General features: G+C 72.7%; 17 protein-coding genes. 9 read left to right on the top strand and 8 right to left on the bottom strand.

Annotated elements, in window-relative coordinates:
- Positions 1-113 precede the first annotated feature (113 nt).
- A complete protein-coding gene (locus AB0P17_RS27895; protein WP_365814772.1) occupies positions 114-560 on the top strand; it encodes an ATP-binding protein in 447 nt (148 codons plus the stop codon).
- Between the two features lie 229 nt (positions 561-789).
- Here AB0P17_RS27895 and AB0P17_RS27890 read toward each other — a convergent pair whose 3' ends face one another.
- From AB0P17_RS27890 to AB0P17_RS27875, 4 genes are all read right to left on the bottom strand, one after another.
- On the bottom strand, positions 790-2,919 hold the full coding sequence (locus tag AB0P17_RS27890; protein ID WP_365814770.1) for an FUSC family protein: 2,130 nt from the start codon (positions 2,917-2,919) through the stop codon (positions 790-792).
- Between the two features lie 85 nt (positions 2,920-3,004).
- The gene (locus AB0P17_RS27885) at positions 3,005-4,108 is read right to left on the bottom strand and encodes an endonuclease/exonuclease/phosphatase family protein (RefSeq protein ID WP_365814768.1); all 1,104 of its coding nucleotides are present in this window, start codon (positions 4,106-4,108) and stop codon (positions 3,005-3,007) included.
- A 151-nt stretch (positions 4,109-4,259) separates the two neighbouring features.
- Positions 4,260-4,790 (bottom strand): hypothetical protein, encoded by a 531-nt coding sequence (locus AB0P17_RS27880; RefSeq protein ID WP_365814766.1) that lies wholly within the window; start codon positions 4,788-4,790, stop codon positions 4,260-4,262.
- Positions 4,791-4,862: 72 nt separating this feature from the next.
- Complete coding sequence (locus AB0P17_RS27875; protein WP_365814764.1) at positions 4,863-5,864, bottom strand: hypothetical protein; 1,002 nt, start codon at positions 5,862-5,864, stop codon at positions 4,863-4,865.
- A 208-nt stretch (positions 5,865-6,072) separates the two neighbouring features.
- On the opposite strand from AB0P17_RS27875, the gene AB0P17_RS27870 reads away from it, so the two are divergent.
- The 4 genes from AB0P17_RS27870 (at position 6,073) to AB0P17_RS27855 (ending at position 9,907) form a co-directional block, all read left to right on the top strand.
- Positions 6,073-6,570, top strand: coding sequence for a hypothetical protein (locus AB0P17_RS27870; RefSeq protein WP_365814762.1), 498 nt, complete (start codon positions 6,073-6,075; stop codon positions 6,568-6,570).
- Between the two features lie 115 nt (positions 6,571-6,685).
- The gene (locus tag AB0P17_RS27865) at positions 6,686-7,774 is read left to right on the top strand and encodes an ATP-binding cassette domain-containing protein (protein ID WP_365814760.1); all 1,089 of its coding nucleotides are present in this window, start codon (positions 6,686-6,688) and stop codon (positions 7,772-7,774) included.
- Positions 7,771-8,640, top strand: a complete 870-nt coding sequence (locus AB0P17_RS27860) for an ABC transporter permease (protein ID WP_365814758.1) — start codon at positions 7,771-7,773, stop codon at positions 8,638-8,640. Before AB0P17_RS27865 ends, AB0P17_RS27860 begins: the two co-directional genes overlap by 4 nt.
- 100 nt (positions 8,641-8,740) lie before the next feature.
- On the top strand, positions 8,741-9,907 hold the full coding sequence (locus AB0P17_RS27855; RefSeq protein ID WP_365814756.1) for a MerR family transcriptional regulator: 1,167 nt from the start codon (positions 8,741-8,743) through the stop codon (positions 9,905-9,907).
- Between the two features lie 13 nt (positions 9,908-9,920).
- On the opposite strand, the gene AB0P17_RS27850 is transcribed toward AB0P17_RS27855, so the two are convergent.
- From AB0P17_RS27850 to AB0P17_RS27840, 3 genes are read right to left on the bottom strand one after another with little or no spacing between them, the layout of a single operon-like run.
- Positions 9,921-13,292, bottom strand: a complete 3,372-nt coding sequence (locus AB0P17_RS27850; RefSeq protein WP_365814754.1) for an AAA family ATPase — start codon at positions 13,290-13,292, stop codon at positions 9,921-9,923.
- A 52-nt stretch (positions 13,293-13,344) separates the two neighbouring features.
- Entirely contained in the window at positions 13,345-14,064 is a 720-nt protein-coding gene (locus AB0P17_RS27845) for an FMN reductase (RefSeq protein WP_365814752.1), read from the bottom strand.
- A gap of 2 nt (positions 14,065-14,066) precedes the next feature.
- On the bottom strand, positions 14,067-15,164 hold the full coding sequence (locus tag AB0P17_RS27840) for an LLM class flavin-dependent oxidoreductase (RefSeq protein ID WP_365814750.1): 1,098 nt from the start codon (positions 15,162-15,164) through the stop codon (positions 14,067-14,069).
- Between the two features lie 271 nt (positions 15,165-15,435).
- Between AB0P17_RS27840 and AB0P17_RS27835 the strand changes: the two genes are divergently transcribed.
- Complete coding sequence (locus AB0P17_RS27835; protein ID WP_365814748.1) at positions 15,436-16,536, top strand: alpha/beta hydrolase-fold protein; 1,101 nt, start codon at positions 15,436-15,438, stop codon at positions 16,534-16,536.
- A gap of 249 nt (positions 16,537-16,785) precedes the next feature.
- Here the strand turns inward: AB0P17_RS27835 and AB0P17_RS27830 are convergent, their stop codons facing one another.
- Positions 16,786-18,408: an IS200/IS605 family accessory protein TnpB-related protein gene (locus AB0P17_RS27830; protein WP_365814745.1), complete on the bottom strand. Its 1,623-nt coding sequence runs from the start codon at positions 18,406-18,408 to the stop codon at positions 16,786-16,788.
- A 453-nt stretch (positions 18,409-18,861) separates the two neighbouring features.
- Between AB0P17_RS27830 and AB0P17_RS27825 the strand changes: the two genes are divergently transcribed.
- The 3 genes from AB0P17_RS27825 to AB0P17_RS27815 all read left to right on the top strand — a co-directional run bounded on the left by AB0P17_RS27825 (position 18,862) and on the right by AB0P17_RS27815 (position 23,670).
- Positions 18,862-20,271, top strand: coding sequence for a diaminobutyrate--2-oxoglutarate transaminase family protein (locus AB0P17_RS27825; RefSeq protein ID WP_365814743.1), 1,410 nt, complete (start codon positions 18,862-18,864; stop codon positions 20,269-20,271).
- Between the two features lie 131 nt (positions 20,272-20,402).
- Positions 20,403-22,130, top strand: coding sequence for a pyridoxal-dependent decarboxylase (locus AB0P17_RS27820; RefSeq protein WP_365814741.1), 1,728 nt, complete (start codon positions 20,403-20,405; stop codon positions 22,128-22,130).
- Positions 22,131-22,212: 82 nt separating this feature from the next.
- On the top strand, positions 22,213-23,670 hold the full coding sequence (locus AB0P17_RS27815) for a SidA/IucD/PvdA family monooxygenase (RefSeq protein WP_365814739.1): 1,458 nt from the start codon (positions 22,213-22,215) through the stop codon (positions 23,668-23,670).
- Positions 23,671-23,758 lie beyond the last annotated feature (88 nt).

Here is a 23,758-nt window from a genome sequence, read left to right as displayed (position 1 = left end):
GGGCGGGCGGCGGGACCCCTGGAGCGAGGCGGGCTTCCGGCGGGCGGCGGACTTCGGATGGAGATATTCGGGCCGGAGAACGTAAATGTCCTGTTACGGGGAAGTTTTGTCGCATGAACCACGACGCCCCCATGAAGCACGACGACGAACAGCGCGATCCGCAGGGCCGATACGTCACGTTCCGGCTCCCCAGTCACCCCCGTAGCGTCGGCCGGGCCCGCGAAGTCCTGCACACGCGGATCGGGTTGCCCGGGGATCCGGGCGAGACCGCGGCCCTGCTCCTGTCCGAGCTGGTCACCAACGCGCTGCGGCACGGCAGTCCGCCGGGCCGGGAGATCGCCGTCACCCTGTACCACGCGGAGGGGCTGCTCCGGGTGGAGGTCGAGGACGCGGGGGACCGTCTGCCGAGACCGCGCGTGCCGGGCACGGACGACGAGTGCGGGCGGGGGCTCGCGCTCGTCGCGGCGCTGGCCGACGACTGGGGCGTGGCGCCGCGCAGGGGGCCCGGGAAGCGGGTCTGGGCGCTGCTGAAGGTGCCCGGCGGGGGTACGCGGGGCTAGGGTCTGTCGTTTGGATCAGGCTGGATCAGGGAGCGCCCGCCGCGTCAGCGGCTGATGTCGCTGTTGGTGCCGTGGATCGCAAGGCCGAGGAGGGAGGCGACGCGTGAGCGTCGGCTCCCCCGTATCCGCCGTCAACGCGGCGAGGCGCGGCCCGCCGCGGTAGCGGCTGATGTCGCTGCGGGCACGCGAGCCCAGCATGATCCAAACGACAGACCCTACGTGCCGGGAGTCACCTCGCGCGACCGGTGAGCCCGGTGGTGCCGGTGAGGCCCGGGCGCCGCTGCGGGGAGGCGATGGCGCGGGCCGCCCGTACCTCGTGGCGCAGCGGGGCCAGTACGCCCTTCTCGTCGCCGCCGAGTTCCGCCCGTACCTCCACCAGGACGTCGCTGGAGCGCATACCGGTCGCCATTTCCCGCAACTGGCGCTCGATCGCGGCGGTCTCGGCGGGGGCGGGCGGCGGGGCGCCGTGGTCGACGCGGACCCGGGCCGCCGTCGTGGCGTCCACGACGCGTTCGACGGCGACGAGCAGCGGCCACCAGGCCCTGGCGCGCGTACCGGTGGGCGGGGGCTCCGTCAGGGCGCGCTGGAACTCGGTGCGGACGACGGAGAGATCGCGGTAGATGCGGCGGCGCGTGCGCACCCGTTCCGCACGGTCGGCGTCGGGCGCCGCGGCGAACGCGCACCGTACGTACTCCGCCGTCTCCTCGACCGCGTCCGCCAGCCGGTCCCCGATCCGGGTGTGCCAGCTCTCCGGCCAGAGCAGATAGCCCGCGACCAGGGCGATCGCGCACCCCATCATCGAGTCGACGAAGCGCGTGAGCAGCAGCCCGGACCCCTCGTGGCTGAGGAGGTCGGAGAGAAGCAGGATGACAGGGGTGACGGCGGCCGTCTGGAAGGCGTAGCCCTTCACCGTCATCGCGGGCACGAGCCCCGCGATGACCAGCATCACCGCCACGTCCCACCAGCCGCGCGCGACGTGGGAGAGGATCACCGCCGCGACGACCAGCCCCGCCACCGTGCCGAGGGCGCGCAGCACCGCGCGGGAGAAGACCGAACCGTAGTCCGGCTTGAGGATGAAGGTGACGGTGAGGGCCACCCAGTACGAGCGCGGCACCGGGACGAGGGACACCAGCGCCTGGGAGAGCCCGATGCAGAGGGCGAGGCGCAGTCCGTACCGCCAGGAGTCCCCGGAGAGCAGGACGTCACGGGTGGCGCGCCGGGCGCGGACGCGCAGGGCGGCGGGGCGGCCGAGCCGGTCGTCGACGTTGTCCGGGTCGGGCTCGGCGTGGTGCACGACGGACGTGGCGTGGCGGAGCGCGGCGTCGACGGCCCGTTCGGCCGAGGTGGCGCCGGGGCGCGTCGGGTCGGGCCGCGCGGGCTCCGGCGCGGGGCGCGCGCGGTCCGTACGGCCTTCGGCCACCGCGTCCGCGAGCTCCCGTACGGCGGCGGGCACCGCGTCCGGCAGCGGACGGCCGCGCTGATGGGCGGCGGGGGCGGCCTCCACCAGCGGGATGACGACGTTGAGTTGGGCGAGCAGCCGCACGAGCGGTTCCGAGCGGCCGTGCTCGCGGGCGCGGCGGGCGAGAACCAGGTCGTACGCGTGGTTGAGGGCGTCGGTGACGGCCTGACGCCTCGTGTCGTACGTGCCGTGCGTGCCGTGCGTGCCGGATGTCCCGTACGCGCCCCGCGCGTTGTACGGAGTGCCGGCCGCGGGCTGCTGACGGCCCGCCACCGCGAGGAGGTCGGCCACGGCGCGGTACGTACCGGCGACGGCGGCCCGTTCCGGTTCCAGCCCGCGCAACGGCCAGGCCAGCAGCGACAGCAGAAGGACGAAGAGCCCGCCCAGGGTGAACAGGAGCGGCGCCACCCACCACGGCTCGGGCATCGCGAGCCCGGCGCCCAGCACGGCGAAGAGGAGGAGCAGGAGCCCGGAGGACGAGGCGACCGCGCCGATGGAGGAGATCATTCCGGAGACGAGCGCGAGCAGAGTGAGAACGCCGACCGCCCACCAGCCCCGGCCGAAGACGAGCGTGCCGAGCGTGACACCGACGGCGCCGAAGAACTGCGGGACCGCGATGTTGAAGATACGCATCCGGTACGCGTCCGCGGTGTCGCCGATGACGCCGTACAGGGCGCCCAGCGAGGCCAGCGCCCCATAGGCGGGCCGGTCGGCGGCGATCCCCACCGCGAGCGGCGTGGCCATGCCGACGGAGGCCCGGGCGGCGGCGGCCCAGGGGACGGGCGCGGAACTGGGCCGCAGGCCCGCGAGCAGCCACGGGGGCGCGGCGGGGCGGCGTGGCGAGGGCGGACCCGCGCCGGAGGCGCCGCTCGGGACACTGCTCTCGGAATGTTCTCCCATGATGACAGCGTGACGTACGAGAGGTGCGTGACGTACGAGAGGTGCGTGACGTACGAGAGGTACGCGAGGTGCGTGACGAGTCGGGTCAGTGCAGTTCGAGGGTGACGAGCAGCGACCGGTGGTCGGTGTCCGCCAGGTCCAGGAAGCGGGCGCTCCGTACCGAGAAGTCGTCGCTGACCAGTACGTGGTCGATCTGGGCGCCCAGCGGCCGCGGCACGTCCGAGGGCCAGGACGGGGTGTGGCCCGCGCCCGCCAGGAGCGCGCTGTCGCGGAGCCGGCCCGCGTCCAGGAGGGCGCGGAACACGGCGTGGTCGCGGGTGGCGTTGAAGTCCCCGGCGAGGATCAGCGGCGCGCCGGCCGCCTCCTGCGCGGCGGCGTAGGCACGGATACGGCCCAGTTCCGTCCGCCAGTCGTCGACCATGCCCGGGATCGGCGGCAGCGGGTGGGCGAGCTGGAGCTGCACCGTGCGGTCCCCGATGCGCGCCGCGGAGCCGGGCATGGCGAGGGTGCCGGGGAGGCCCGCGGTGTCGGTGAGCGGGAAGCGGGACAGGATCGAGGACCCTTCGGCGCCGCCGGCCCTGACCATGTTCCGGTACGGGTAGTCGGCGGCCGGTATGCGTCCGTCGAGGAGGCGCGTGCAGTCGAATTCGCACTCCTGGACGAATATGAGGTCGGGCTTCTCGCGCCGGATCGTCTCGACCAGGCCGGACGCGGCCTGCCCGAACTCGACGTTGGACGTCAGCACCTTCAGCGTGGTCGGCGCGGTGCCGCCGGAGCCGGACACGGCGCCCGCCGCCCTGACTTCGGAGCCGGTGCCTGTTTCGTACGGCCGCAGGAACCATCCCACGGCGCCGATCACCACCAGCGCCCAGACCGCCCCGGCGCGCCAGCGCAGCAGTGCGGTGAGGAGCAGGGCGAGGGTGGCGGGGGCGAGCAGCCAGGGCAGGAACGCGAGGAGTTGCGGTACGGGGGTGACGCCGTCGCTGCCGAGGGCGCGGCAGCCGAGCAGGACGGTGGCGGCGAGGAGGAACAGACCGGTGGCGCCGACCAGCAGGCGCTGGGGGAGGGGACGGGCGAGCGGCGGTGACGGTGTGTCCGGCGGTGACGGTGTCTCCGACAGCACCGGTTGAGCCGGTGGATCCGTACGGTCCTTGCGGGGCGTCTCGTTCGTGCCGCTCGTGTCACTCAAAGGGGGTGGCCTCTCGCGCTCGGCCTGCTGGAGGTCTCCATCTTTCCTCAAGCCGTACGGACGCACGGAGCACACGTGTGAATGCGGGAACAGCGATGACGCTGTTCCCGCGAGATGGGTGGGGGATTCTCTGTTCCGGCGTGCCGAACCGTCAGGTTCTGGCGCCCGTTCCGGCTCCGGCTTCGGTTCCGAGAACGCCTCGGTCCGTGGCCAGCGCCCAGATGATGAACGCCGACAGTGCCATGCCGATGATGGCCCACACCGGCTGGTGCGGCAGGTACATGAACTGCGCGATCAGATTCAGCGACGCAATTCCTATACCCGCGTACCGCGCCCACCTGGCCCGCCCGAGGATCGCCATACCCACGAGGCAGAGCACGATGCCTATCGCAATGTGGATCCAGCCCCACGACGTCAGGTTGAACGAGTAGGTGTAGCCCGCGGCGTTGAGGAAGGTGTTCCTCCTGACCGCCGCTATCCCCTGGAGAATGTCTGTCACTCCGGTCACCAGCAGGAGTACGCCGGCGAAGAAGCTACCGCCAACTGCCCAAGCGGCCTTCCTTTCCGCATGGGCTCCGGTTCCGGTTCCTACCCCGGTGGTTCCCATGCCCATTCCAGTACCAGTGCCTGTGCCTGTGCCCATGCCCGTGGTGGGGGGCCGCTGTGCTGTGTTCTGGCTCATATCCCCATGGTGCTCCAAACGGCACAAAAGGGACATTCGGTTGGGCGTTATCGGCATAAAGATTTAGTAAAGTCAGGCGTGGCGGGCGTCGTGGCGGGCGTCGTGGAGGGCCTCGGGGTGGGCAGTGCACCAGGCGTCACGGGGGCCGTCGGGAGGGCCTTCGGGAGGGCTTTCGGGGCCCGTCCGTACACCTCGGCGCAGCCGTCCCGCCGGCCGCAGTCGCCCCGTCAGCCACGCCGCCAGGGCCAGCAGGAGCCCGGCGGCCAGCAGGGCCCAGCCGGTGGCCCGGAGCGAGCCGGTCAGCGCGTCGTAGAACGCGGCGCCGGCCGACCGGTCGCCGTTGTCCGGCAGATCCCGCAGTACGGTCCCCCGCGTCACCGCGACGACCACGACCAGCAGCGCCCCGCCCGCCGCGACCGCCAGACCGACGCCCGTCACCGCCCGGCCCCGACGGCCGGACGCGGCGAGCGGGACGGCCGCCGCCGCGAGCAGCGCCGTGCCCACGGCGGGCCAGATCCCGGCGGCGCGCAGCCCCTCGGTGACATCGCGCCAGACGCCGAGCCCGTTGGCCTCCACGACGACGATCCGGGTGTCCTGCACGGGGATCCGGTCGGCGAAGGGCACCCCGTCCGCGACCAGTTGGCTCTTCACCTGCCGGACGACAGGCGCCAGATCAAGGGTCACGGCGTTACCGCGCCCCTCGGTCAGGGCCCGTTCCACGGTGGAGTGGGTGGCGCGTACAGCCGTCCGCCACGCGTTCCTGAAGGCGCCGGACTCGGTGAAGGAGAGCACGGCGTCGTGCAGCAGGCCACGCATCGCGCGTTGCAGGTCGTCCTGGAGCGGCCCCACATTGAACCCGCCGTTGGCGATCTCCGACATGACCTGGTCCGTGATCCGGTCCGCGAGAGCGTTCCGTACCGCGGGGTCGGAGGCGAGCGGCGCGGTCGTCGCGACGAAGCGGTGGGTGTCGCCGATCTCCAGATCGGCCCAGGCGGCGATCGCGCTGAGCGGGGTGAGGACCGTCAGCAGGAGGATCAGCGCCGTGGAGAGGGAGGTCCGGTGAATGGTCCGCACATCTCAAGGGAACGTGGCGCGGCCGGGCGACGCGAGCGGTGCGCCGCCGACCCGGTGAGAGGAGAAAGAGGAGCGAAGGGAAGCCAAGGGAAGCGAAGGGAAGCGAAGGGAGACGAAAGGGGGAGGAACGGGCTTGACGGGCACGGCGGGCGGGTGTGCCCTGGAGAAGTGGGGGGTGCGGGGGGTGTGAGGGAAGGAGTTCCCGGTCATGGCCACACCTGTCCGGCTGCCGGGGCGGCACGGTGGCGCGCCGTTCCGCACACGAGGGGCGCATCGTACGCATGACACCTCTGCCACCACTGCCACACCCGCCACCACCGCCGCACCCGACCGACGCCGGCACACGGGTGTCCGCGGGCGCGTCTCCCCGCTCGCCATCGGCGTCCCGCTCCTCCTGGGCATCGCGTACGGCGCGTACGCGCAGGAGATCGCGCGCAGCGGCGGCCCCGCGACCTGGGGACAGCTGGCCCTGGCGCTGATCTCGGGGGCGGCCTTCGCACTGCTGCTCTTCGGGCTGCTCCGGGTGCAGCACCTCCTGATCCGTGAACTGCGGGCCGCGGCCTGGGGTGTGCTGGTGGGCGGATCCATCGGCTTCCTCTACAGCCTCACCGGGCAGAGCGTGCTGCTGTCCTCGGCGATCGGCCTCGCGATCGGCGTGGGGACGGTCATTGCCACGTTCTACCGCTTCTACACGCGAGAACCCTGAGGTCCGAGCGATTTGCCGCGCGGTCCGCCAGATCCGATCTGGCGGACCGCGCGGTCGTGTCTCGCGCCTGAGTGGTGAGGGGGTGGCGGAGTGTCGAATGCGCGAGGAAACGGTAATGAGCACTGATCTGGCGATCGAGACCAGAGAGCTGGTGAAAGTCTTCGGCGCGAACCGGGCCGTCGACGGAGTCGATCTCGCCGTGCCGGCGGGCACGGTCTACGGGCTCCTCGGGCCGAACGGGGCGGGCAAGACGACCCTCGTCAGGATGCTGGCGACGCTGCTCCGGCCCGACGGGGGCGAGGCGCGGGTCTTCGGCAAGGACGTACGGAAGGACGCGGACGCGGTGCGCGGCCGGGTGAGTCTCACGGGTCAGTACGCGTCGGTCGACGAGGATCTGACGGGTACGGAGAACCTGGTGCTCCTCGGCCGGCTCCTCGGCCATTCCGGCCGGGCGGCGCGGGAGCGGGCGGCGCGGCTGCTGGCGGCGTTCGGTCTCGCGGAGGCGGCGGGGCGCCAGGTCAAGCACTACTCGGGCGGGATGCGGCGCCGTATCGACATCGCCGCGTCCATCCTCAACACGCCGGACCTGCTCTTCCTCGACGAGCCGACGACCGGTCTCGACCCGCGCAGCCGCAATCAGGTGTGGGACATCGTGCGGGCCGTCGTCGCGCACGGCACGACGGTGCTGCTGACGACGCAGTATCTGGACGAGGCCGATCAGCTGGCCTCCCGTATCGCGGTGATCGACCGCGGCCGGATGATCGCCGAGGGCACGAAGGGCGAGCTGAAGGCGTCGGTCGGCGCCGGGGCGGTCCATCTGCGGCTGCGGGACCCCGGGCAGCGGACGGAGGCCGAGCGCGTGCTGGCGCGCGCGCTCGACACGGCCGTGCAGCTCGACCCCGACCCGGTGGCGCTGACGGCGACGGTCAACGGCCACAGCGCCGAGAGGGGCGCGGCGGAACAGGCCGCGCGGGCGCTGGCGGAGCTGGCCCGCGCCGGGATCACGGTCGACAACTTCGCGCTGGGCCAGCCGAGTCTGGACGAGGTGTTCCTCGCCCTCACCGAGAGCAAGCCGGCCGGAGGCCAGGACAGCAGGCGGGACGACAGACAGGAGAGCAGGCAGGACGACAGACAGGCGAACAAACGGAGGGACGGACAGGCGGACAGGGTGGATCCGGCGACGAAGGAGGAGGCGGCGGTATGAGTACCGGGGTCACACAGACGCAGCACGCGCCCGATTTCGTGGATCCCGCGCAGACGTCCCCCACGGTGGAGGACCTGGCGGGGCTGCTGGTCGACCAGGACCGGCCGGCCCGGCCCAGCGGGCTCACCGCCTCGCTGGCCTTCGGCTGGCGCACCATGCTCAAGATCAAGCACGTGCCGGAGCAGCTCTTCGACGTCACGGCCTTCCCGATCATGATGGTGCTGCTGTACTCGTACCTCTTCGGCGGTGCGCTGGCCGGTTCGGTCGCGGAGTACATCCAGTTCCTGCTGCCGGGGATCCTGGTGATGAGCGTCGTGATGGTCACGATGTACACGGGCGTCGCGGTCAACACCGACATCGGGAAGGGCGTCTTCGACCGTTTCCGCACGCTTCCCATCTGGCGCCCGGCGCCGATGGTCGGTTATCTCCTCGGCGACGTCGTCCGCTATGTGATCGCGTCGGCCGTCATGCTCGGCGTCGGCATCCTCATCGGTTACCGCCCCCAGGGCGGCGCCCCGGGGGTCGTGGCGGGCGTGGTGCTGCTGCTCGTCTTCGCGTTCTCGTTCTCCTGGGTCTGGACGATGTTCGGGCTGATGCTGCGCAGCGAGAAGTCCGTGATGGGCGTCAGCATGATGGTGATCTTCCCGCTGACCTTCCTGAGCAATGTCTTCGTCGATCCGAAGACCATGCCGGGCTGGCTCCAGGCGTTCGTCAACAACAGCCCGGTCAGCCATGTGGCCACAGCGGTGCGGGAACTGATGGCGGGCAACTGGCCGACGGCCGCCATCGCCTGGACGCTGGGCTGGTCGGCGGTCCTGCTGATCGCGTTCGGTACGGTCACGATGCGCTTCTACAACCGGAGATGACCTTCTACAACCGAAGATGACCCGCTCCCTTGACCTTCCTCCGCGGGGAAGCCCCAGCATCGGTGGGGCCGGGCACGGAGCCCGGTACGAGGGAGGAAGCATGGGCCCGGCGCCGGATCCCGGTTCGCTGACGATCGGTGCGTTCGCCCGTGTGTCCAGGCTGTCCGCGAAGGCGCTGCGGCGCTACGACGAACTGGGGCTGCTGCGACCGGCCCGGGTCGACGCGTACACCGGCTACCGGTACTACGACGAGGCTCAGTTGGACCGGGCCCGGCTGGTGGCGTGGCTGCGGCGGATCGGGATGCCGCTGGCTCGCATCCGGTACGTGTGCGACCTCCGTGAGACGGACGCGGACGCCGCGGCGCGGGACATCGAGACGTACTGGATCCAGGTGGAGGCCGAGACGGCCGCCCGCCGGGATCTGGCGACCTTCCTCATCGGCCATCTGTCGGGGAATCCGGCAGGGAAGGACGTCACCGCCATGTCATCATCCGAACTCCCTCCCATCTCTTCGTCCAACGCTTCGTCCAACGCTTCGTCCGCTTCTTCTCCCGCCGCCCGGCTCGGTCTCCGGTACGCGGCGCGATCCGACCGGGGCCTGGTCCGGGAGATCAACCAGGACACGGCGTACGCGGGTGCGCGGCTGCTGGCGGTCGCGGACGGCTACGGGCGCGAGGGCGCCCCGGCGTCCGAGGCCGCGGTCGAGGTGCTCAAGTCGCTGCCAGGGACGGGACCGGAGGCCCGGGACGGGGACGACCTGCTGAGCACTCTCGCCGAGGCGGTGGAGGAGGCGAACCGGGCCGTCGACGGGTTCGCCGACTCCGGCACGACGCTCACGGCGCTGCTGTGGACCGGCTCGCGGCTCGCGCTGGTCCATGTCGGGGACACCCGCGCCTATCTGCTGCGGGACGGTGAGTTCTTCCAGATCACCCATGACCACACCGTGGTGCAGTCGATGATCGACGCGGGCAGCCTCAGCCCCGAGGAAGCGGCTTCGCACCCTCAGCGGGCGATGCTGCTCCGGGCGCTCGACGGCAGCGAGGAGATGGCCCGGCCCGAACTGCGCGTCCATGACGTGCGCGCCGACGACCGGTATCTGCTCTGCTCGGACGGTCTGTTCACGGCGGTGGACGCGGACGTGATCCGCGGTACGGTCGCCGCGGCCGCCGGACCCGAGCCGGCCGTGCGGGAGCTGATCGAGCTGGCCTGTCACGCGGGAGGGGCGGACAACATCGCGTGCGTGGTGGCGGACGTCGTACCACTGTGAGTGCCGGGACCGGTCAGAGGTGCCAGGTGAGGGGTGGGGCGGTCGGGACGGGGCGGTAGGCGCAGGTGGTGCCCGTGGACACCGACGCCCGCAGGTGGGCGGCGAGTTCGGGGTGGAGGGTGTCGAGCTTGCGCAGCGTGTCGCGGATCCGGGCGGTGACCGCCTTGCGGGCCCGCTCGGATTCGTCACCGAGGCGCCGGGTCCGGCCGCCGAGACCCGCCGCCCGGCGCAGCTCGTCCAGCAGCGCCCGCCGCTCCCGGTCGCCCTCGGCGGCGCGGTCCGTGTCCCCTCGTACGGAGGCCCGGTCGATCTCCTCGTCCAGCTCCGTCAGTCGGCGTTTGTAGGCGGCCTTGGCGGTCTCGTCCAGTACCGCGTCGCCGCCCAGTGCCCGGGTCGCGGCCACGACGCGGCCGCCCTCGGGGGCGAGGAGTTCCCCGGCGGGCAGGTCGGTGCCCGGGTGGCCGAGGAGCGTGTGCAGGTCCCGTAACCCCTTGGCGTCGGGCACATGGATCGCCCGCCCCGCGAAGGCCAGCGACCAGACCGTGCCGTCCCGCCGGAACTCGGCCCGGGGGGACGGCACTCGGGCCGCGGGGACCGGTGCGGGGGGTGGCGCGGGCGGCTCGGCGGACACGGGCGGCTCGGCGGACACGGGCGCCGGGGCGGGGGTGTCCGTGGCTGCCGGGGAGGAGGAGCGGTTGCCGTTGTGGTCGCGGTTGCGCAGGGCCGCCGTGAGGGCTGTGGTCGCGCGGTGCGACCACGGGGCCGCTCCGAGCCGGTCCGCCGCGTCCCGGGCGGCCGTCAGCGCCGTTACCGCCTCGTCCGGGCGGCCGCTCGCGGCGGCCAGCACACCGAGCCAGAGATCGACGGGGCCGCTGATGTCGCAGCCGTACAGGGAGACCATCCACTGGCCCGCGTACGGCGCGAGCGCGGCCCGCGCGCGGCCGATCAGCGCCTCGTCGCCGGACGCGGCGGCCGCCTGGGCGCGGAAACGCAGCCACAGCGGGGCGAAGACACGCGGGAAAGGAGGGTCGGCGCCGGCCTCCGTCTCGCGGAGATACCGGACCGCGCTCGCGGTGTCACCGCGCTCCAGCGCCGTGAGCGCCGCCGGCAGCCGTGGATACGGATGGCCCAGCCCGGCCAGCGCCCCGACCACCGTGTCCGCCGCGTCGAAGCGGCCCCGGAGCAGCTTGAGCGCCCAGTCCAGGTGCGCGCTGATGAACCCGTACGGCGCGTGCTCGCGCCATGGCTCCAGCGCCTCGGCCAGCAGCTCCTCCGCCTCGTCGAAGCGGCCCGCGAGGGACGCGGCCATGGACAGGTCGATGGCCCTGCCGAGCTCGAAGCGGCGCTTGCCCGTCCGCCCGGCCAGCGTGACATAGGCGCGGAGTTCCGCGTGGAAGCGCGGATCGCCCAGCTCCAGCAGCGTGACCCAGCGCATCGCCGTCGCGTGCACCTCCATGTCACGGTCGCCCGTGCGGCGGGCGATGGCGGTCATCTCGTCCGTGAGCACGAGCCGTTCGGCCGCCGTGCCCAGGCCCCAGATCGTGTCGTGCCGCGCCCAGAGCGAGAAGGCGAGCGCGTCGTCGTCCTCGCCGCGGCGCGCCAACGCCGTGGACCGTATGGTCAGTTCCTGCGCGAGCTGCGCCGGGTCGAGCTGCCGCGGATCGGCCTCGCCGCCGATCAGGGTGCGGTGGGCCTCCCGGAGCAGCCGGGCGGTCTGTGCCTCGTGCCCGGGGACCCCGCCGCGCCGGTGCAGGGTGATCGCCACCCGGGCCAGCAACTCGGCGTCCCGCAGCTCGCGGGCCGGGAGGGCGGCCCGTTCGAAGTACCGCCAGGCTTCCTCCTCCTCGCCGTAGTTCCGCAACTCCCCGCCGAGGTCCAGCGCGATCAGCACGGCCCGGCGCGGATCGCCCGGCTCGCCCTCCCCCCGGCCCGGCCCGTCCGCGTTCGCCCGCGCCCGCCCCGGCGCCGGTTCCGGCTCCGCATTTCCCTCCGTGCTCTCTCCCGCATTTCCCTCCGTGCTTCCTTCCGTGCTGCCTTCCGCGCTCCCCTCGGCGATCCGCAACGCGCGCCGGTAGTGGCCGAGGGTCTCCTCGCCGGCCAGCCTGCTGGAGGCGTCCCGCGCCGCCGCCAGCAGCAGGTCCAGCCTGCGGTCACGCTCCAGCGCGGCGCCGGCCAGATAGGCGTGCCGGGCCAGCTCGGCGGGCAGCAGTTGGGCGGTGAGGGCGGGATCGGCGTCCAGGGCGCGGACGACCGCGGCGTGCCGGCGCCGTACGTCCGGTTCGGGGAGCGATTCGTACAGCGCCTCCCGTACGAGATCGTGCGCGAAGGCGAACCGCCCCGACCGCGCGCCCACCACCACCCGGGCCGCCATCGCGCGCTCCAGCAGCCGGTCCACCCGCGGCACGGGCTCGGCCGCGACGCCCGCCAGCACCCCGCGGTGGAACTCCCGGCCGAGCACGGCGGCCGAGGTCAGTAACGCGTACACCGGCGGCGGGAGTTGGGCGAGCCGGCTGCGCACCGCCTCGCGCACCCCGGGCGCCACCGCGGAGAGCGGGCTGCCGCTGCACCAGAGCCGGGCCGTCTGCTCGACGAAGAAGGGATTGCCGCCGGTCCGCAGGTGCACCTCGGCCATGACGGCCGCGTCCGGCTCCCGCCCGGCGGTGAGCGCCAGCAGCGCACCCACGCCGTCCCGGTCGAGCCCCGTCAGCGTCACCGTCGTCGTCGCGCGCGCGACCAGCGGGAGGATCAGCGGCTGGAGCGGATGGTCCGCCGCCTCCACCTCCACGTCCCGGTACGCCCCGACGAGCAGCAGCCGCTCGAACCAGGCGTGCTGCGCGGCGAATTCGAGGAGCCGGAGGGAGGCGCTGTCCGCCCGGTGCAGATCGTCCAGGACGACCACGACGGGGCGGTCCTGTGAGACGGTGACCAGGGCCGTGGTCACCGCGTCGTACAGCGCGAAGGCGTCCTCCCGGTCCGGCGCGAAGGCGTCCTCGTCCCGGCCCCGGTCCTCGTCCCGGTCCCGGTCCGGAGCCGGAGGCGGGAGCCCGGCCGGGGACGGGGGCTCGCCCAGCAGCACCGCGAGCTGCCCGCCCGCCGCGCTCTCGACCTCCGCCCAGCGCTCCTCCCCGACCCCGCGCCGCAGCCCCCGCAGCACCTGCACCCACGGCCAGTAACCCGGCGCGCTGTCGGAGTCCCAGCACGAGCCGCCGACGACGAGCGCCCCGCGCCGCCGCGCCTCGTGCGCGGCCCGCGTGACGAGCGCGGTCTTGCCGATGCCCGCTTCCCCCGTGACCAGCGTGAGTCCCCCATGGCTGTCCGCGGTCCGGGCGATCTCCGCCCGGAGGACACCCATGGGGTGGTCACGCCCGATGAGAGCAGGGGTCATACCCAAACGATAGGAGGCCCCACTGACAACGGGCCCTCGTTCGTCGATCGGGTCAGCGCGTCACGTTCGCGAGAAGCTGCTCGAAGGGGACCACCTCGTCGTCGCCCTCGCCTCCCACGCCTCCCGTGCCGCCCATGTCTCCCGTGCCTCCCGCACCTTCCGTACCGCGAGGGCCTTCCGCGCGTGCCGTCCGCCCCTGGAGCAGCCGGCCGAACTCCCCGCCCGCCCGTTCGATACGGGCCGGCAGTCCGCCCGCGTGGGTGTCGGCCCCCGCGCCCCAGTCGTCCGTCGCGGCGAACACGGCGGTCGGCAGGGTCAGCGCGTGGAGGTACGAGAACAGCGGCCGCATCGCGTGCTCCACCGCGAGCGAGTGGCGGGCGGTCCCGCCGGTGGCCGCGAGCAGCACGGGCGTCCCGGTGAGCGCGTCGGGTTCGACCAGGTCGAAGAACGACTTGAACAGCCCGCTGTACGAACCGGCGAACACCGGGGTCACCGCGATCACCCCGTCCGCGCCGCTCACCGCGGCCAGCGCCGCGCCGAGCGCGCCCGAAGGGAAGCCGGTGACCAGGTTGTTCGCGATGTCGACGGCCAGTTCGCGCACCTCGACGACCTGGACCTCGGCCTTGCGGTCCTCGGCGGCGAGGGCGCGCACCGACGCCTCCGCCAGCCGGTCGGCCAGCAGGCGCGTCGAGGACGGCTTGCCGAGACCGGCCGACACGGCGACCAGCTTCAACGGCTCCGCGGTGCTGGAGGCGAGCGGCGCGGTGGTCATCGTCAGACCTCCTTCTTCTCGTTCACGGTCTTCTCCGGTGCGGAGACGGCCGGGTGCAGCGGCCCGTCCGGCACCCCGGCCGCCCGCAGGTTCGCGAACTCCTTGCGCAGTACGGGGACGACCTCCTCGCCGAGCAGGTCGAGCTGTTCCAGCACCGTCTTCAGCGGCAGTCCCGCGTGGTCCATCAGGAAGAGCTGGCGCTGGTAGTCGCCGAAGCTCTCCCGGAAGGACAGCGTCTTCTCGATGACCTCCTGCGGGCTGCCCACGGTGAGCGGGGTCTGCTCGGTGAACTCCTCCAGGGAGGGACCGTGCCCGTACACCGGCGCGTTGTCGAAGTACGGCCGGAACTCCCGTACCGCGTCCTGCGAGTTCTTCCGCATGAACACCTGGCCGCCGAGGCCGACGATCGCCTGCTCCGGGGTGCCGTGGCCGTAGTGCGCGTACCGCTTGCGGTAGAGGTTGATCAGCTTCTGGAAGTGTCCCTTGGGCCAGAAGATGTTGTTGGCGAAGAAGCCGTCCCCGTAGTAGGCGGCCTGCTCGGCGATCTCCGGCGACCGGATCGATCCGTGCCAGACGAACGGCGGGACCCCGTCCAGCGGCCGGGGCGTCGAGGTGAAGCCCTGGAGCGGCGTACGGAACTTGCCCTCCCAGTCCACGACGTCCTCGCGCCACAGCTTGTGGAGCAGTGCGTACTTCTCCACGGCGAGCGGGATGCCCTGCCGGATGTCCTCCCCGAACCAGGGATAGACCGGCCCGGTGTTCCCCCGCCCCATCATCAGGTCGACGCGACCGCCGGCCAGGTGCTGGAGCATCGCGAAGTCCTCGGCGATCTTCACCGGGTCGTTGGTGGTGATGAGGGTGGTGGAGGTGGAGAGGATCAGGCGCTCGGTGGTGGCCGCGATGTAGCCGAGCATGGTGGTGGGCGAGGAGGGCACGAAGGGCGGGTTGTGGTGCTCACCCGTGGCGAACACGTCGAGCCCGACCTCCTCGGCCTTCTGCGCGATGGCGACCATCGCCTTGATCCGCTCGTGCTCGGTCGGCGTACGTCCGGTCGTCGGGTCGGTCGTGACATCGCCGACTGTGAAGATCCCGAACTGCATCGAGCTCACCTCTCGCCTTTCGCCTTTACGTCCTTGGCGGACTGGCTCAGTACTTCAATCCTTACTTCAACCTTTTGGTTGAAGGTTCAACTTTTCTTTCCGAACTTTACAACGGCAAGGGGTGCGGAATCTATTCCGAGTCCGCCGCTCGGTGGCGACAGGTCACTTTGCGTAGATTTGTCGTATCGATCTGGTCAATCTGGAACCCTTTGGTAGGTGATGCCCCTCTCGATGGGTGGAACGGACCGGCTCGCCCCGAGGAGAACCGCCGATGTCGCACCTTCGCCGCAGGGGCGGCCTGTGGGCCCTCGGAGTGGTCCTGGCCCTCGCGCTCGGGCTGCTCGCCCGGCCCGTGCTCGGCGCTCTCGGGGTCTTCTCCGACACGGGCGACCCGATCAGCTTCGCCACGGACGGGGGCGTGCCCCTGTCCCCGGCCGTGGGCGGCGGTGATGGCGGCCGGCGCCCCGGGGCGGCGCCCGGCGCGTCCGAGGTGCGGATGCCGACCGGCCCTGCCGCCGCCTTCTCCGTGGCGGCCACCGTTCCCGAGGACGGGTCCAAGATCGCCGTCACGACGCTGAAGGGGAGGAAGTCCGGATTCAGGGGGCGGGTCTGGGTCTGGGCGCCGCCGCAGTACAAGGACCCGGCGTACGCGAGGAGCGGGTTCCCGGTGCTGATCGCGCTGCCCGGGGGCGCCGGCTACCCCGTCAACTACTGGATGGGCACGGATCTGAAGCTGGAGGCGAGCATCGCCAAGTGGTCCAAGGAGGGCAGGAGCCTGCCCTTCATCCTGGCGATGCCGGTGCTCAACCCCCGCCCCGACGCCGGCGGGCTGTACTGGGACGCCAGTGACATCCCCGGGCAGCCGAAGATGGGAACGTGGCTGACGGAGGACGTCCCCGACCTCATCAGGGCCAATTTCCGCACCCTGCGGTCGCGCGACGGCTGGGCGGTCATGGGGTCGTCCACCGGCGGATTCGCGGCCCTGAAGTCCGTGCTCCAGAAACCCCGCCGGTTCAAGGCGGCCATCGCCTCGGGACCGGACATCGTGCCGGACTCCCGGCTGTGGGCCGGGCATGAGCGGCAGCGGCGGGCGAACGACCCGCGGGTCCTCGCCCCGGCGCTGATCGAGGCCGGGGGCCCCGAGGTCTTCCTCGCCTTCCAGGTGGGCACGGCCGGCTCGGACGCCCGGACCCGGCCGAAGGTCGAGGACTTCGTGCGGACGTACACGAGAGGGCCGGTCAGGACCAGGCTCAGCGTGATCCGGGGAGGCGGGCACAACGCGCGTACGTACGTACCGAACCTGGTCGACGGCGGCCTGATCCAGTGGATCAGCGCCCACATGCGGGGCCCGGTGCCCGGGGCTGTCGGGTAGCGTTTCAGGTCCCCCGTCCCTGCGTGGAGGGGGCGCTCGGCGCCCTGTGGAGTAGAGAGTTAGGTTAGGCTCGCCTGACCTTCCGGTGGGAGTCCCTGACGGCTCCTCAGCACCACTTCCAGCTCCCCATATCCCGGGACGCCGTCCACAACGTGGCCGTACTGCCCGTCGAGTGGTGGGACGAGGAGTGTCCGCGCCCGGTGGCCGAGGACACGAGCGTCACCGTCGTCGGTGAGCTGTGCACCGTTCCTAGAGACCGAGTGGGAGTGAGTCCTGTTGCCAGTACTCGTGTTCAGCCGAACGTCCCGAACGGTGTTGGGCGTTCTGGTAGCCCGCGTTCGCTCCGTGTCCGGGCGGCGCGGATCGTGTCCGTGGTCCGGGTATACGGGGGCGGGGTTCCTCACGCCCGGGGATGTCCGGTGGGGCCTGGGCGGTCCGATGCCCGTGCACATCGCTCTGGTGTGCACGGGGCGGTGCCGTCCGTCGCCGGACCGGATGTCCCTGGGCGCGTCGTCCGATCGCGATGCTGGCCGCATCGTGCCGGGTGGTGGTGCGTCGTGGGGTGGTGAGGGGTTTCTGCCAGTGCTGGGCGCCCCATCGGGAGGTGCAGGCGGGGTCGACCGCGACGATCGTGAGGTCGTGTTCGGCGGCCATCGACACAAGCCGGGCCCGGAGCTTCGCGGTGGGGAAGCGGGAGATCAGGCGCCGGAAGCGCTTCCTGCGGCCGTGTTTCTCGCGGGTCTTCTCCCGTTCGAAGTCCAGGTCCTCGACCGCGATCGCCTTCACCCCGCACTGGCGGGCCCAGTGCAGGAGGCGGGTGAGGGCGTGGCGGATCTGCGCGTCCCGGTGCCGGGCGGTGCCGGTCAGGTCGTAGCAGAAGCGGTGAGGCTCACCGACGGGGTTGCCGTGGACATCGAGGTGCCAGGCGGCGAGGTGGTCGTCGTTCATGTCCACCCCGACACAACCCGCCGCCAACGCAGCCCCCAGGGGCAGGACCGGCACCGCCTTGCGCTGCCAGGCGGCGGTGACGTACCAGCGGTCGGTGTCGTGGTGGATGGTGTAGGCGACGGCCCGGTTCCCGGCGATCCGGTCGGCCCACTCCACACCCCGGTAGGAGAAGATCACCGGCTGCTGAAGGAGGAACCGGCCGTGCGGGGCGTTGGCGAGGTGGGCCAGAGGTGCGGGAAGTTTGACCGAGGGCTGTCCTTCGGGGGTGATGCGGATGGTCTCGTTGCCGTACCGCTTGCCCGACTCACCGTCCGCCGACAGGAACAGCCGCGCCGCCACCCACCGACGCCGCCACTCCACCTCCGTCAGCCGCGCCTCCGGGAGATGGTGACGGGTGTGCGCCAGACGCCTGCCGCCCCGTACGACCCGCACCCGCCCCGCACGCCAGTCCGCCACCGCCCGCGCGTGCCGCGCCTCCAGCACCGTCAGACGCCGCGACTTGGCATGCCACTCACGCCGGGAGCGGTAGCCACCCGGGGCACGCCGGGTGCCCTTCTCGCCGACCGGCAGGGACAGGCGGTGACGGACCGTCGCGATCCCCGCCTCCAGACCACGGATATGCGCCGCCAGGCCCCGGCGCGCCAAGGTCCACTGGTCATGGGTGGCTTTGGTGATGCTCCCGGCCCACCGCGACGACGACCGCCCCGTCAACGCCCGCTTGCGCACCGCCCAGCGCTCCGCATCATGCTTCAGACCGTCACGGCAGCGGACCGCCAGATCCCCCGAGGCCAACGACCCCAGCCAGCCACCCACCTCACCCAGCACCCGCTCCTCGACACCCGACAACCGCAACCGGGTACGCACCGCGACACCCGCAGGACCGGGCACGACGAACGGCGCGGCCAACGCCCGAAGCACCGCCATTCACCTCACCCCCTTCCGCCCTCAGCGCCGGTCATCCCGTCTCGAACAGGAGAACGAACCACCGGACCAAAAGTCACCCGACCGGCCCCACGACATCCACGCTCCACCCGAGCGGAACAAGCACCCACCCCACCGCCCGCACTCACTCCCACACACTCACACGTCCCAGAACTCACTGATCCGGCAGCAGCTCCAACCCCCGAGGACACTCTTCCGCGTGATGTCCTGATCGACCGGGTACGCGCGGGGGATCTGATCGTTTTCCCCTACGCGGGCTCGTACGGCTGGGAGTTCGCCCCGCATGCCTTCCTCGGCCACCCCGTCGCCGAGCGCTATCTGCTCTGAGCCCGTATCCGCGTATGCCTACCTGTCGGCACGCGCGTACCTGTCCGCATCCGCATCCGCGCCCGTATCAGCTCCGTCTGCCCTCCTCGTATTCTCCGGAGTCGTGTCATGACCGTGCCCCCCGTCACCCTGCCCGCCCCGGCCGCCGCCGCGGCCGCGGAGGGCATCCTGCGGCGCCAGCGCGCCCGGGAGTCCTCGGCACGTACCTACGCCCGCTCGTTCCCGATCGTGCCCGCCCGCGCCTCGGGCATGACCGTCGAGGGGACGGACGGGCGCCGTTATCTCGACTGCCTCTCCGGCGCGGGGACCCTCGCGCTCGGCCACAACCACCCCGTCACGCTGGAGGCGGTCCGGCGCACGATGGACAGCGGGGCGCCCCTGCACGTCCTCGACCTGGCGACCCCCGAGAAGGACGATTTCACCGACGCACTCTTCGCCACCCTGCCGCCCGGCCTCGCCGACCGCGCCCGTGTCCACTTCTGCGGACCCGCCGGTACGGACGCGGTCGAGGCGGCCCTGAAGCTGACGCAGACCGCGACCGGGCGGAGCGGGCTGCTCGCGTTCACCGGGGCGTACCACGGCATGACGGCGGGCGCGCTCGGCGTGACCGGCAGCGTCGCAGTCAAGGAGCGGGTCGCGGGTGGCGGGGCCGAGGTGACGCGGCTGCCGTACCCGTACGCGTACCGCTGCCCGTTCGGCATCGGCGGCGAGCGCGGGGCGGCCCTCGCCGCCACGTACGCGGAGCGGCTGCTCGACGATCCGGCGGGCGGTGTCGTCCCGCCCGCCGCGATGATCGTCGAGGCGGTGCAGGGCGAGGGCGGGGCGGTGCCCGCGCCGGACTCCTGGCTGCGCGAGATGCGGCGGATCACGCGGGAGCGTGGGATTCCGCTGATCGTGGACGAGGTGCAGACGGGCGTCGGGCGCACGGGCGCGTTCTGGGCCGTCGAGCACAGCGGGATCACCCCGGACGTGCTGGTCATGTCGAAGGCGATCGGCGGCGGACTGCCGATGGCCGTGATCGTGTACGACGAGAGTTACGACGGCTGGCTGCCCGGCGCCCACACCGGCACCTTCCGCGGCAACACCCTGGCCATGGCGGCGGGCGCGGCGACGCTGCGGTTCGTGACCGCCGAAGGGCTGAGCGAGCGCGCGGCGACCGTCGGCGCCCGGATGACGGCGCGGCTCGACGGCCTGCGCGCGCAGCTCCCGGTGATCGGCGACGTACGGGGGCGCGGCCTGATGATCGGCGTCGAACTGGTGGACCCGGACGGCCCGTCGGACTCCTGCGGCGCCCGTCCCGCCGACGCGGAGCTGGCCGGACGGGTGCGGGCGGCCTGTCTCGACCGGGGGCTGATCGTGGAGCTGGGCGGGCGGTTCGACGCGACCGTACGGCTGCTGCCGCCGCTGGTGATCACGGACGAGCAGGCGGAGGCGGTGGTGGACCGGCTGGCGGACGCGATCGCGACGGTCACGAAGGACGCGACGCGCCGGGCCGCGGGCCAGGGACGGCAGACATGACGGAAACGCGGACGGAAACGCGGACGGACCCGCGGACGGCGAAGCGGACGGAAACGCGGGCGGGGACGGAGACAGGGACACGGGCGGAAATGCGGGCGCGGGCGGCATACGAGGCGGGCGAGGCGACCGGGATGGGTGAGTCGACCAGGATGGGTGAGGCGACCGGGATGGGCGAGGGCGGGGAGGGCGGCTGGGCGCCGCTCTCCGGCGGGCCCGGCGGCTCCCACGCCCTGGAACCCCTGGTCGCGACCGTCCTCGCCGCCCTCACCGAGGGAGCCAAGCGGCGCGACGGCCCCGTCGCCCCCGGCCGTCCCGAGGCCATCGCGGCCTCGGTCGCGGAAGCCCTCGCGAGCGCTTCCGCGAGCGCTTCCGCCACCGAGGAGGGGACGGAGGACGGGACAGCGGGCGGGCCGGCGGCCGGTGCGGGGTCCGGGGGCGCCGCCGCTCTGGCACGGCTCACCGAACTCCTCGCCCACGGCAGCGCCGACCCGGCCGACCCCGCGTGCGCCGCGCATCTGCACTGCCCGCCCCTCGCGATCGCCGTCGCCGCCGATCTCGCCGTCTCCGCGCTCAACCCCTCCCAGGACTCCTGGGACCAGGCGCCCGCCGCGACCACCCTGGAGACGCTGCTGCTCCAGGAGATGGCACGGCTCGTCGGGTACGACGACGCGCGCGCCGCCGGGGTGCTCACCTCCGGGGGCACGGAGTCGAACCTGATGGGCCTGATGCTCGCCAGGGACCGGGTCCTCGGCGCCGCGACCGGGCGCCAGATCGAACTCTCCGGCGTGGTGGAACCTCCGGGCGTGGCCGGGCCGGGCCCCGCCGGGCGGCCGCGCATCCTCGCCTCCGCCGCCGCGCACTTCTCCGTACAGCGCGCCGCCGCCCTCCTCGGGCTCGGCGAGGACGCGGTGCTCACCGTCCCCGTCGACCACGAACTGCGCATGGATCCGGCGGCGTTGGCCGCCGTGCTCGACGGCTGTGCCGAGCGCGGCGAACGGCCCGTCGCCGTCGTCGCCACCGCGGGCACCACCGACACCGGCGCCATCGACCCGCTGCGCGCGTGTGCCGCCCTCGCCGCCGCGCACGGCGCCTGGCTGCATGTCGACGCGGCGTACGGCGGCGGCGCCCTGCTCTCCGACCGGCTCGCGCCGCTGCTGGACGGGCTCGCGCTCGCCGACTCGGTCTCCCTGGACTGGCACAAGCTCGGCTGGCAGCCGGCCGCGGCCGGGATCTTCCTGGTCCGCGAGTCGGAGACGTACGCCTCGCTCGCGCGCCGGGCGGTCTACCTCAACCCGGCGGACGACGAGGAGGCCGGCTACCCGAGCCTGCTCGGCCTGTCGCTCCGTACGACCCGGCGCGCCGACGCCTTCAAGATCGCGGTCACGCTGCGGGCGCTGGGCAGGGACGGGCTCGGGCGGCTGGTCGACGCCTGCCGGGAGCTGGCGGTCGCCGGCGCCCGGAGCGTACGGGAACATCCGCGGCTGGAGCTGCACTCCGAACCGGTGCTGACCGCCTTCCTGTTCCGCTACGTGCCCACCGCGGGGGCCGGGGCCGAGGTCGGGGACGGGGTCGGGGTTGGGGACGGGACCAGGGACGGGGCGCGGAGCGATGCGATCAACGCAGCCCTGCGGCGCCGGCTGCTGCGCGAGGGCCGTGCCGTCGTCGGCCGTACGGAGCTGCCGGGCGAGGGCCCCGGCCGCGTACGGCTCAAGCTCACCCTGCTCAACCCCCACGCCACGGCCGACGACGTCGACCGGCTGCTGGCGGCGGTCGTAGCCGCCGGACAGGCCGAAGAGGCGCAAGAGGCGCAAGGGGCGGAAGAGCCGGAAGAGATGCAAGAGGCAGGTGTGGCGGGGTGAGGCCGGAACAGGAGACCGCCGGAGCGCGGCCTCCGGTCCCGCCTCTCGCCGGGTTCATCAACTCCCCTATGGAGGAACTGCGTTGACGACCTCTCACGATGTGTACGACCTGGTCGGTGTCGGGATCGGCCCGTTCAACCTCTCCCTGGCCGCCCTCGCGGACGGTGTCCCCGGGGGCGGGCCGCGGGCGCTCTTCCTCGACGCCAGGCCCGCCTTCTCCTGGCATCCGGGGCTGCTGCTGGAAGGAACGATCCTCCAGGTCCCCTTCCTCGCCGACCTGGTGACCATGGCGGACCCGACCAGCCGCTGGTCGTACCTCAACTATCTGCGGGAACACGACCGGATGTTCCCGTTCTTCTTCTCCGAGCGCTTCCACATACCCCGGCGCGAGTACGACCACTACTGCCGCTGGGTCACCGAGAACCTGCCGTCCTGCCGCTTCGACGCGCGCGCCACCGAGCTGGCGTGGGACGAGAGCGCCGATGTCTTCCTCGTGACCTACCGTTCGGCCGGCGGCACGGTCTCGTCCGTACGGGCGCGGCAGGTCGTCCTGGGGGTCGGGACGAACCCGGTCGTCCCGGAGCCCCTGCGCCCGTATCTCGACACACACACCAACAGCGACCGCGGCACCGGCACCGGCATCGGCACGGGCACCGGCACCGGCACGGGCACCGGCACCGGCACCGGCACGGGCACGGGTGACGGGCCGCGGGTGCTGCACAGCGCGGAGTACCGCGCCCACCGGGCCCGGCTGGCCGGTCTGGACGACGTGACGGTCGTCGGGGCGGGCCAGTCCGGCGCCGAGGTCGTCCTCGACCTGCTGCGCCACCAGGACGGCGGGGGCGCGGGCGGCCCGTACGTGCGCTGGCTGGCCCGTACGCCCGCGTTCGCGCCCATGGAGTACTCCAAGATCGGCCTGGAGCACTTCACGCCCGACTACATCCGCTACTTCCGCGCCCTGCCCGAAGCCCGCCGCGAGCGGCTCGTACGGGAGCAGTGGCAGCTCTACAAGGGCGTCAGCGAGGAGACGCTGGGCGAGATCCACGACGAGCTGTACGAGCGGACCATCGGCGGCACGGAGCCGCGCGCCGCGCTCCATCCGGGCGTGGCGGTCGAGGCGATGGAGCGGGGCGCCGACGGTTACGTGCTGATGTGCCGCCACACGGAGCAGGACGAGCGGTTCGAGGTGCGTACGTCGGCGGTCGTCTCGGCCACCGGGTACGAGGCGGCGCGCCCCGACTTCCTGGACGGTCTGGCCAAGCTGGTGGACTGGGACGAGCGGGGCCGTTACCGCATCGACGGCGACTACCGGGTGGCGCTCGACCCGCGGGTCTCCGGCACGCTCTACGTCCAGAACGCGGAACTGCACACGCACGGCGTCGGCGCCCCGGATCTGACCCTGGGCGCGTGGCGGGCGGCGACGATCCTCAACGCGGTGGTGGGGCGTACGGTGCTGCGGGTGCCGGAGCGGGCGGCGTGGACGACCTTCGGAGCCCCGGGTCCGGGGGCTCCCGGGGGGCCGGAGGGGAGTCCCCGATGAACCGTCCCCTGTGCGTTGCCCGGGCGGAGGCGGGACGGAGGCGGGGCGGCGGGAACACGGTCGTGCTCTTCGACGGCCGTGAGTTCCC

It is taken from the genome of Streptomyces sp. NPDC088124, assembly GCF_040685895.1.
Lineage (GTDB): Bacteria > Actinomycetota > Actinomycetes > Streptomycetales > Streptomycetaceae > Streptomyces.
The sequence above is the reverse complement of the archived record's forward strand: the minus strand, read 5'-3'. Positions and strand labels throughout refer to the sequence as shown.

Bases quoted from the DNA above. Each gene is read 5' to 3' on its own strand.
- AB0P17_RS27830 (WP_365814745.1), bottom strand. From the start codon at position 18,408: ATGGCGGTGCTTCGGGCGTTGGCCGCGCCGTTCGTCGTGCCCGGTCCT.
- AB0P17_RS27890 (WP_365814770.1), bottom strand. From the start codon at position 2,919: ATGGGAGAACATTCCGAGAGCAGTGTCCCGAGCGGCGCCTCCGGCGCG.
- AB0P17_RS27895 (WP_365814772.1), top strand. From the start codon at position 114: ATGAACCACGACGCCCCCATGAAGCACGACGACGAACAGCGCGATCCG.
- AB0P17_RS27860 (WP_365814758.1), top strand. From the start codon at position 7,771: ATGAGTACCGGGGTCACACAGACGCAGCACGCGCCCGATTTCGTGGAT.
- AB0P17_RS27840 (WP_365814750.1), bottom strand. From the start codon at position 15,164: ATGCAGTTCGGGATCTTCACAGTCGGCGATGTCACGACCGACCCGACG.
- AB0P17_RS27835 (WP_365814748.1), top strand. From the start codon at position 15,436: ATGTCGCACCTTCGCCGCAGGGGCGGCCTGTGGGCCCTCGGAGTGGTC.
- AB0P17_RS27870 (WP_365814762.1), top strand. From the start codon at position 6,073: ATGGCCACACCTGTCCGGCTGCCGGGGCGGCACGGTGGCGCGCCGTTC.
- AB0P17_RS27820 (WP_365814741.1), top strand. From the start codon at position 20,403: ATGGGTGAGTCGACCAGGATGGGTGAGGCGACCGGGATGGGCGAGGGC.
- AB0P17_RS27850 (WP_365814754.1), bottom strand. From the start codon at position 13,292: ATGACCCCTGCTCTCATCGGGCGTGACCACCCCATGGGTGTCCTCCGG.
- AB0P17_RS27855 (WP_365814756.1), top strand. From the start codon at position 8,741: ATGGGCCCGGCGCCGGATCCCGGTTCGCTGACGATCGGTGCGTTCGCC.
- AB0P17_RS27865 (WP_365814760.1), top strand. From the start codon at position 6,686: ATGAGCACTGATCTGGCGATCGAGACCAGAGAGCTGGTGAAAGTCTTC.
- AB0P17_RS27825 (WP_365814743.1), top strand. From the start codon at position 18,862: ATGACCGTGCCCCCCGTCACCCTGCCCGCCCCGGCCGCCGCCGCGGCC.
- AB0P17_RS27880 (WP_365814766.1), bottom strand. From the start codon at position 4,790: ATGAGCCAGAACACAGCACAGCGGCCCCCCACCACGGGCATGGGCACA.
- AB0P17_RS27845 (WP_365814752.1), bottom strand. From the start codon at position 14,064: ATGACCACCGCGCCGCTCGCCTCCAGCACCGCGGAGCCGTTGAAGCTG.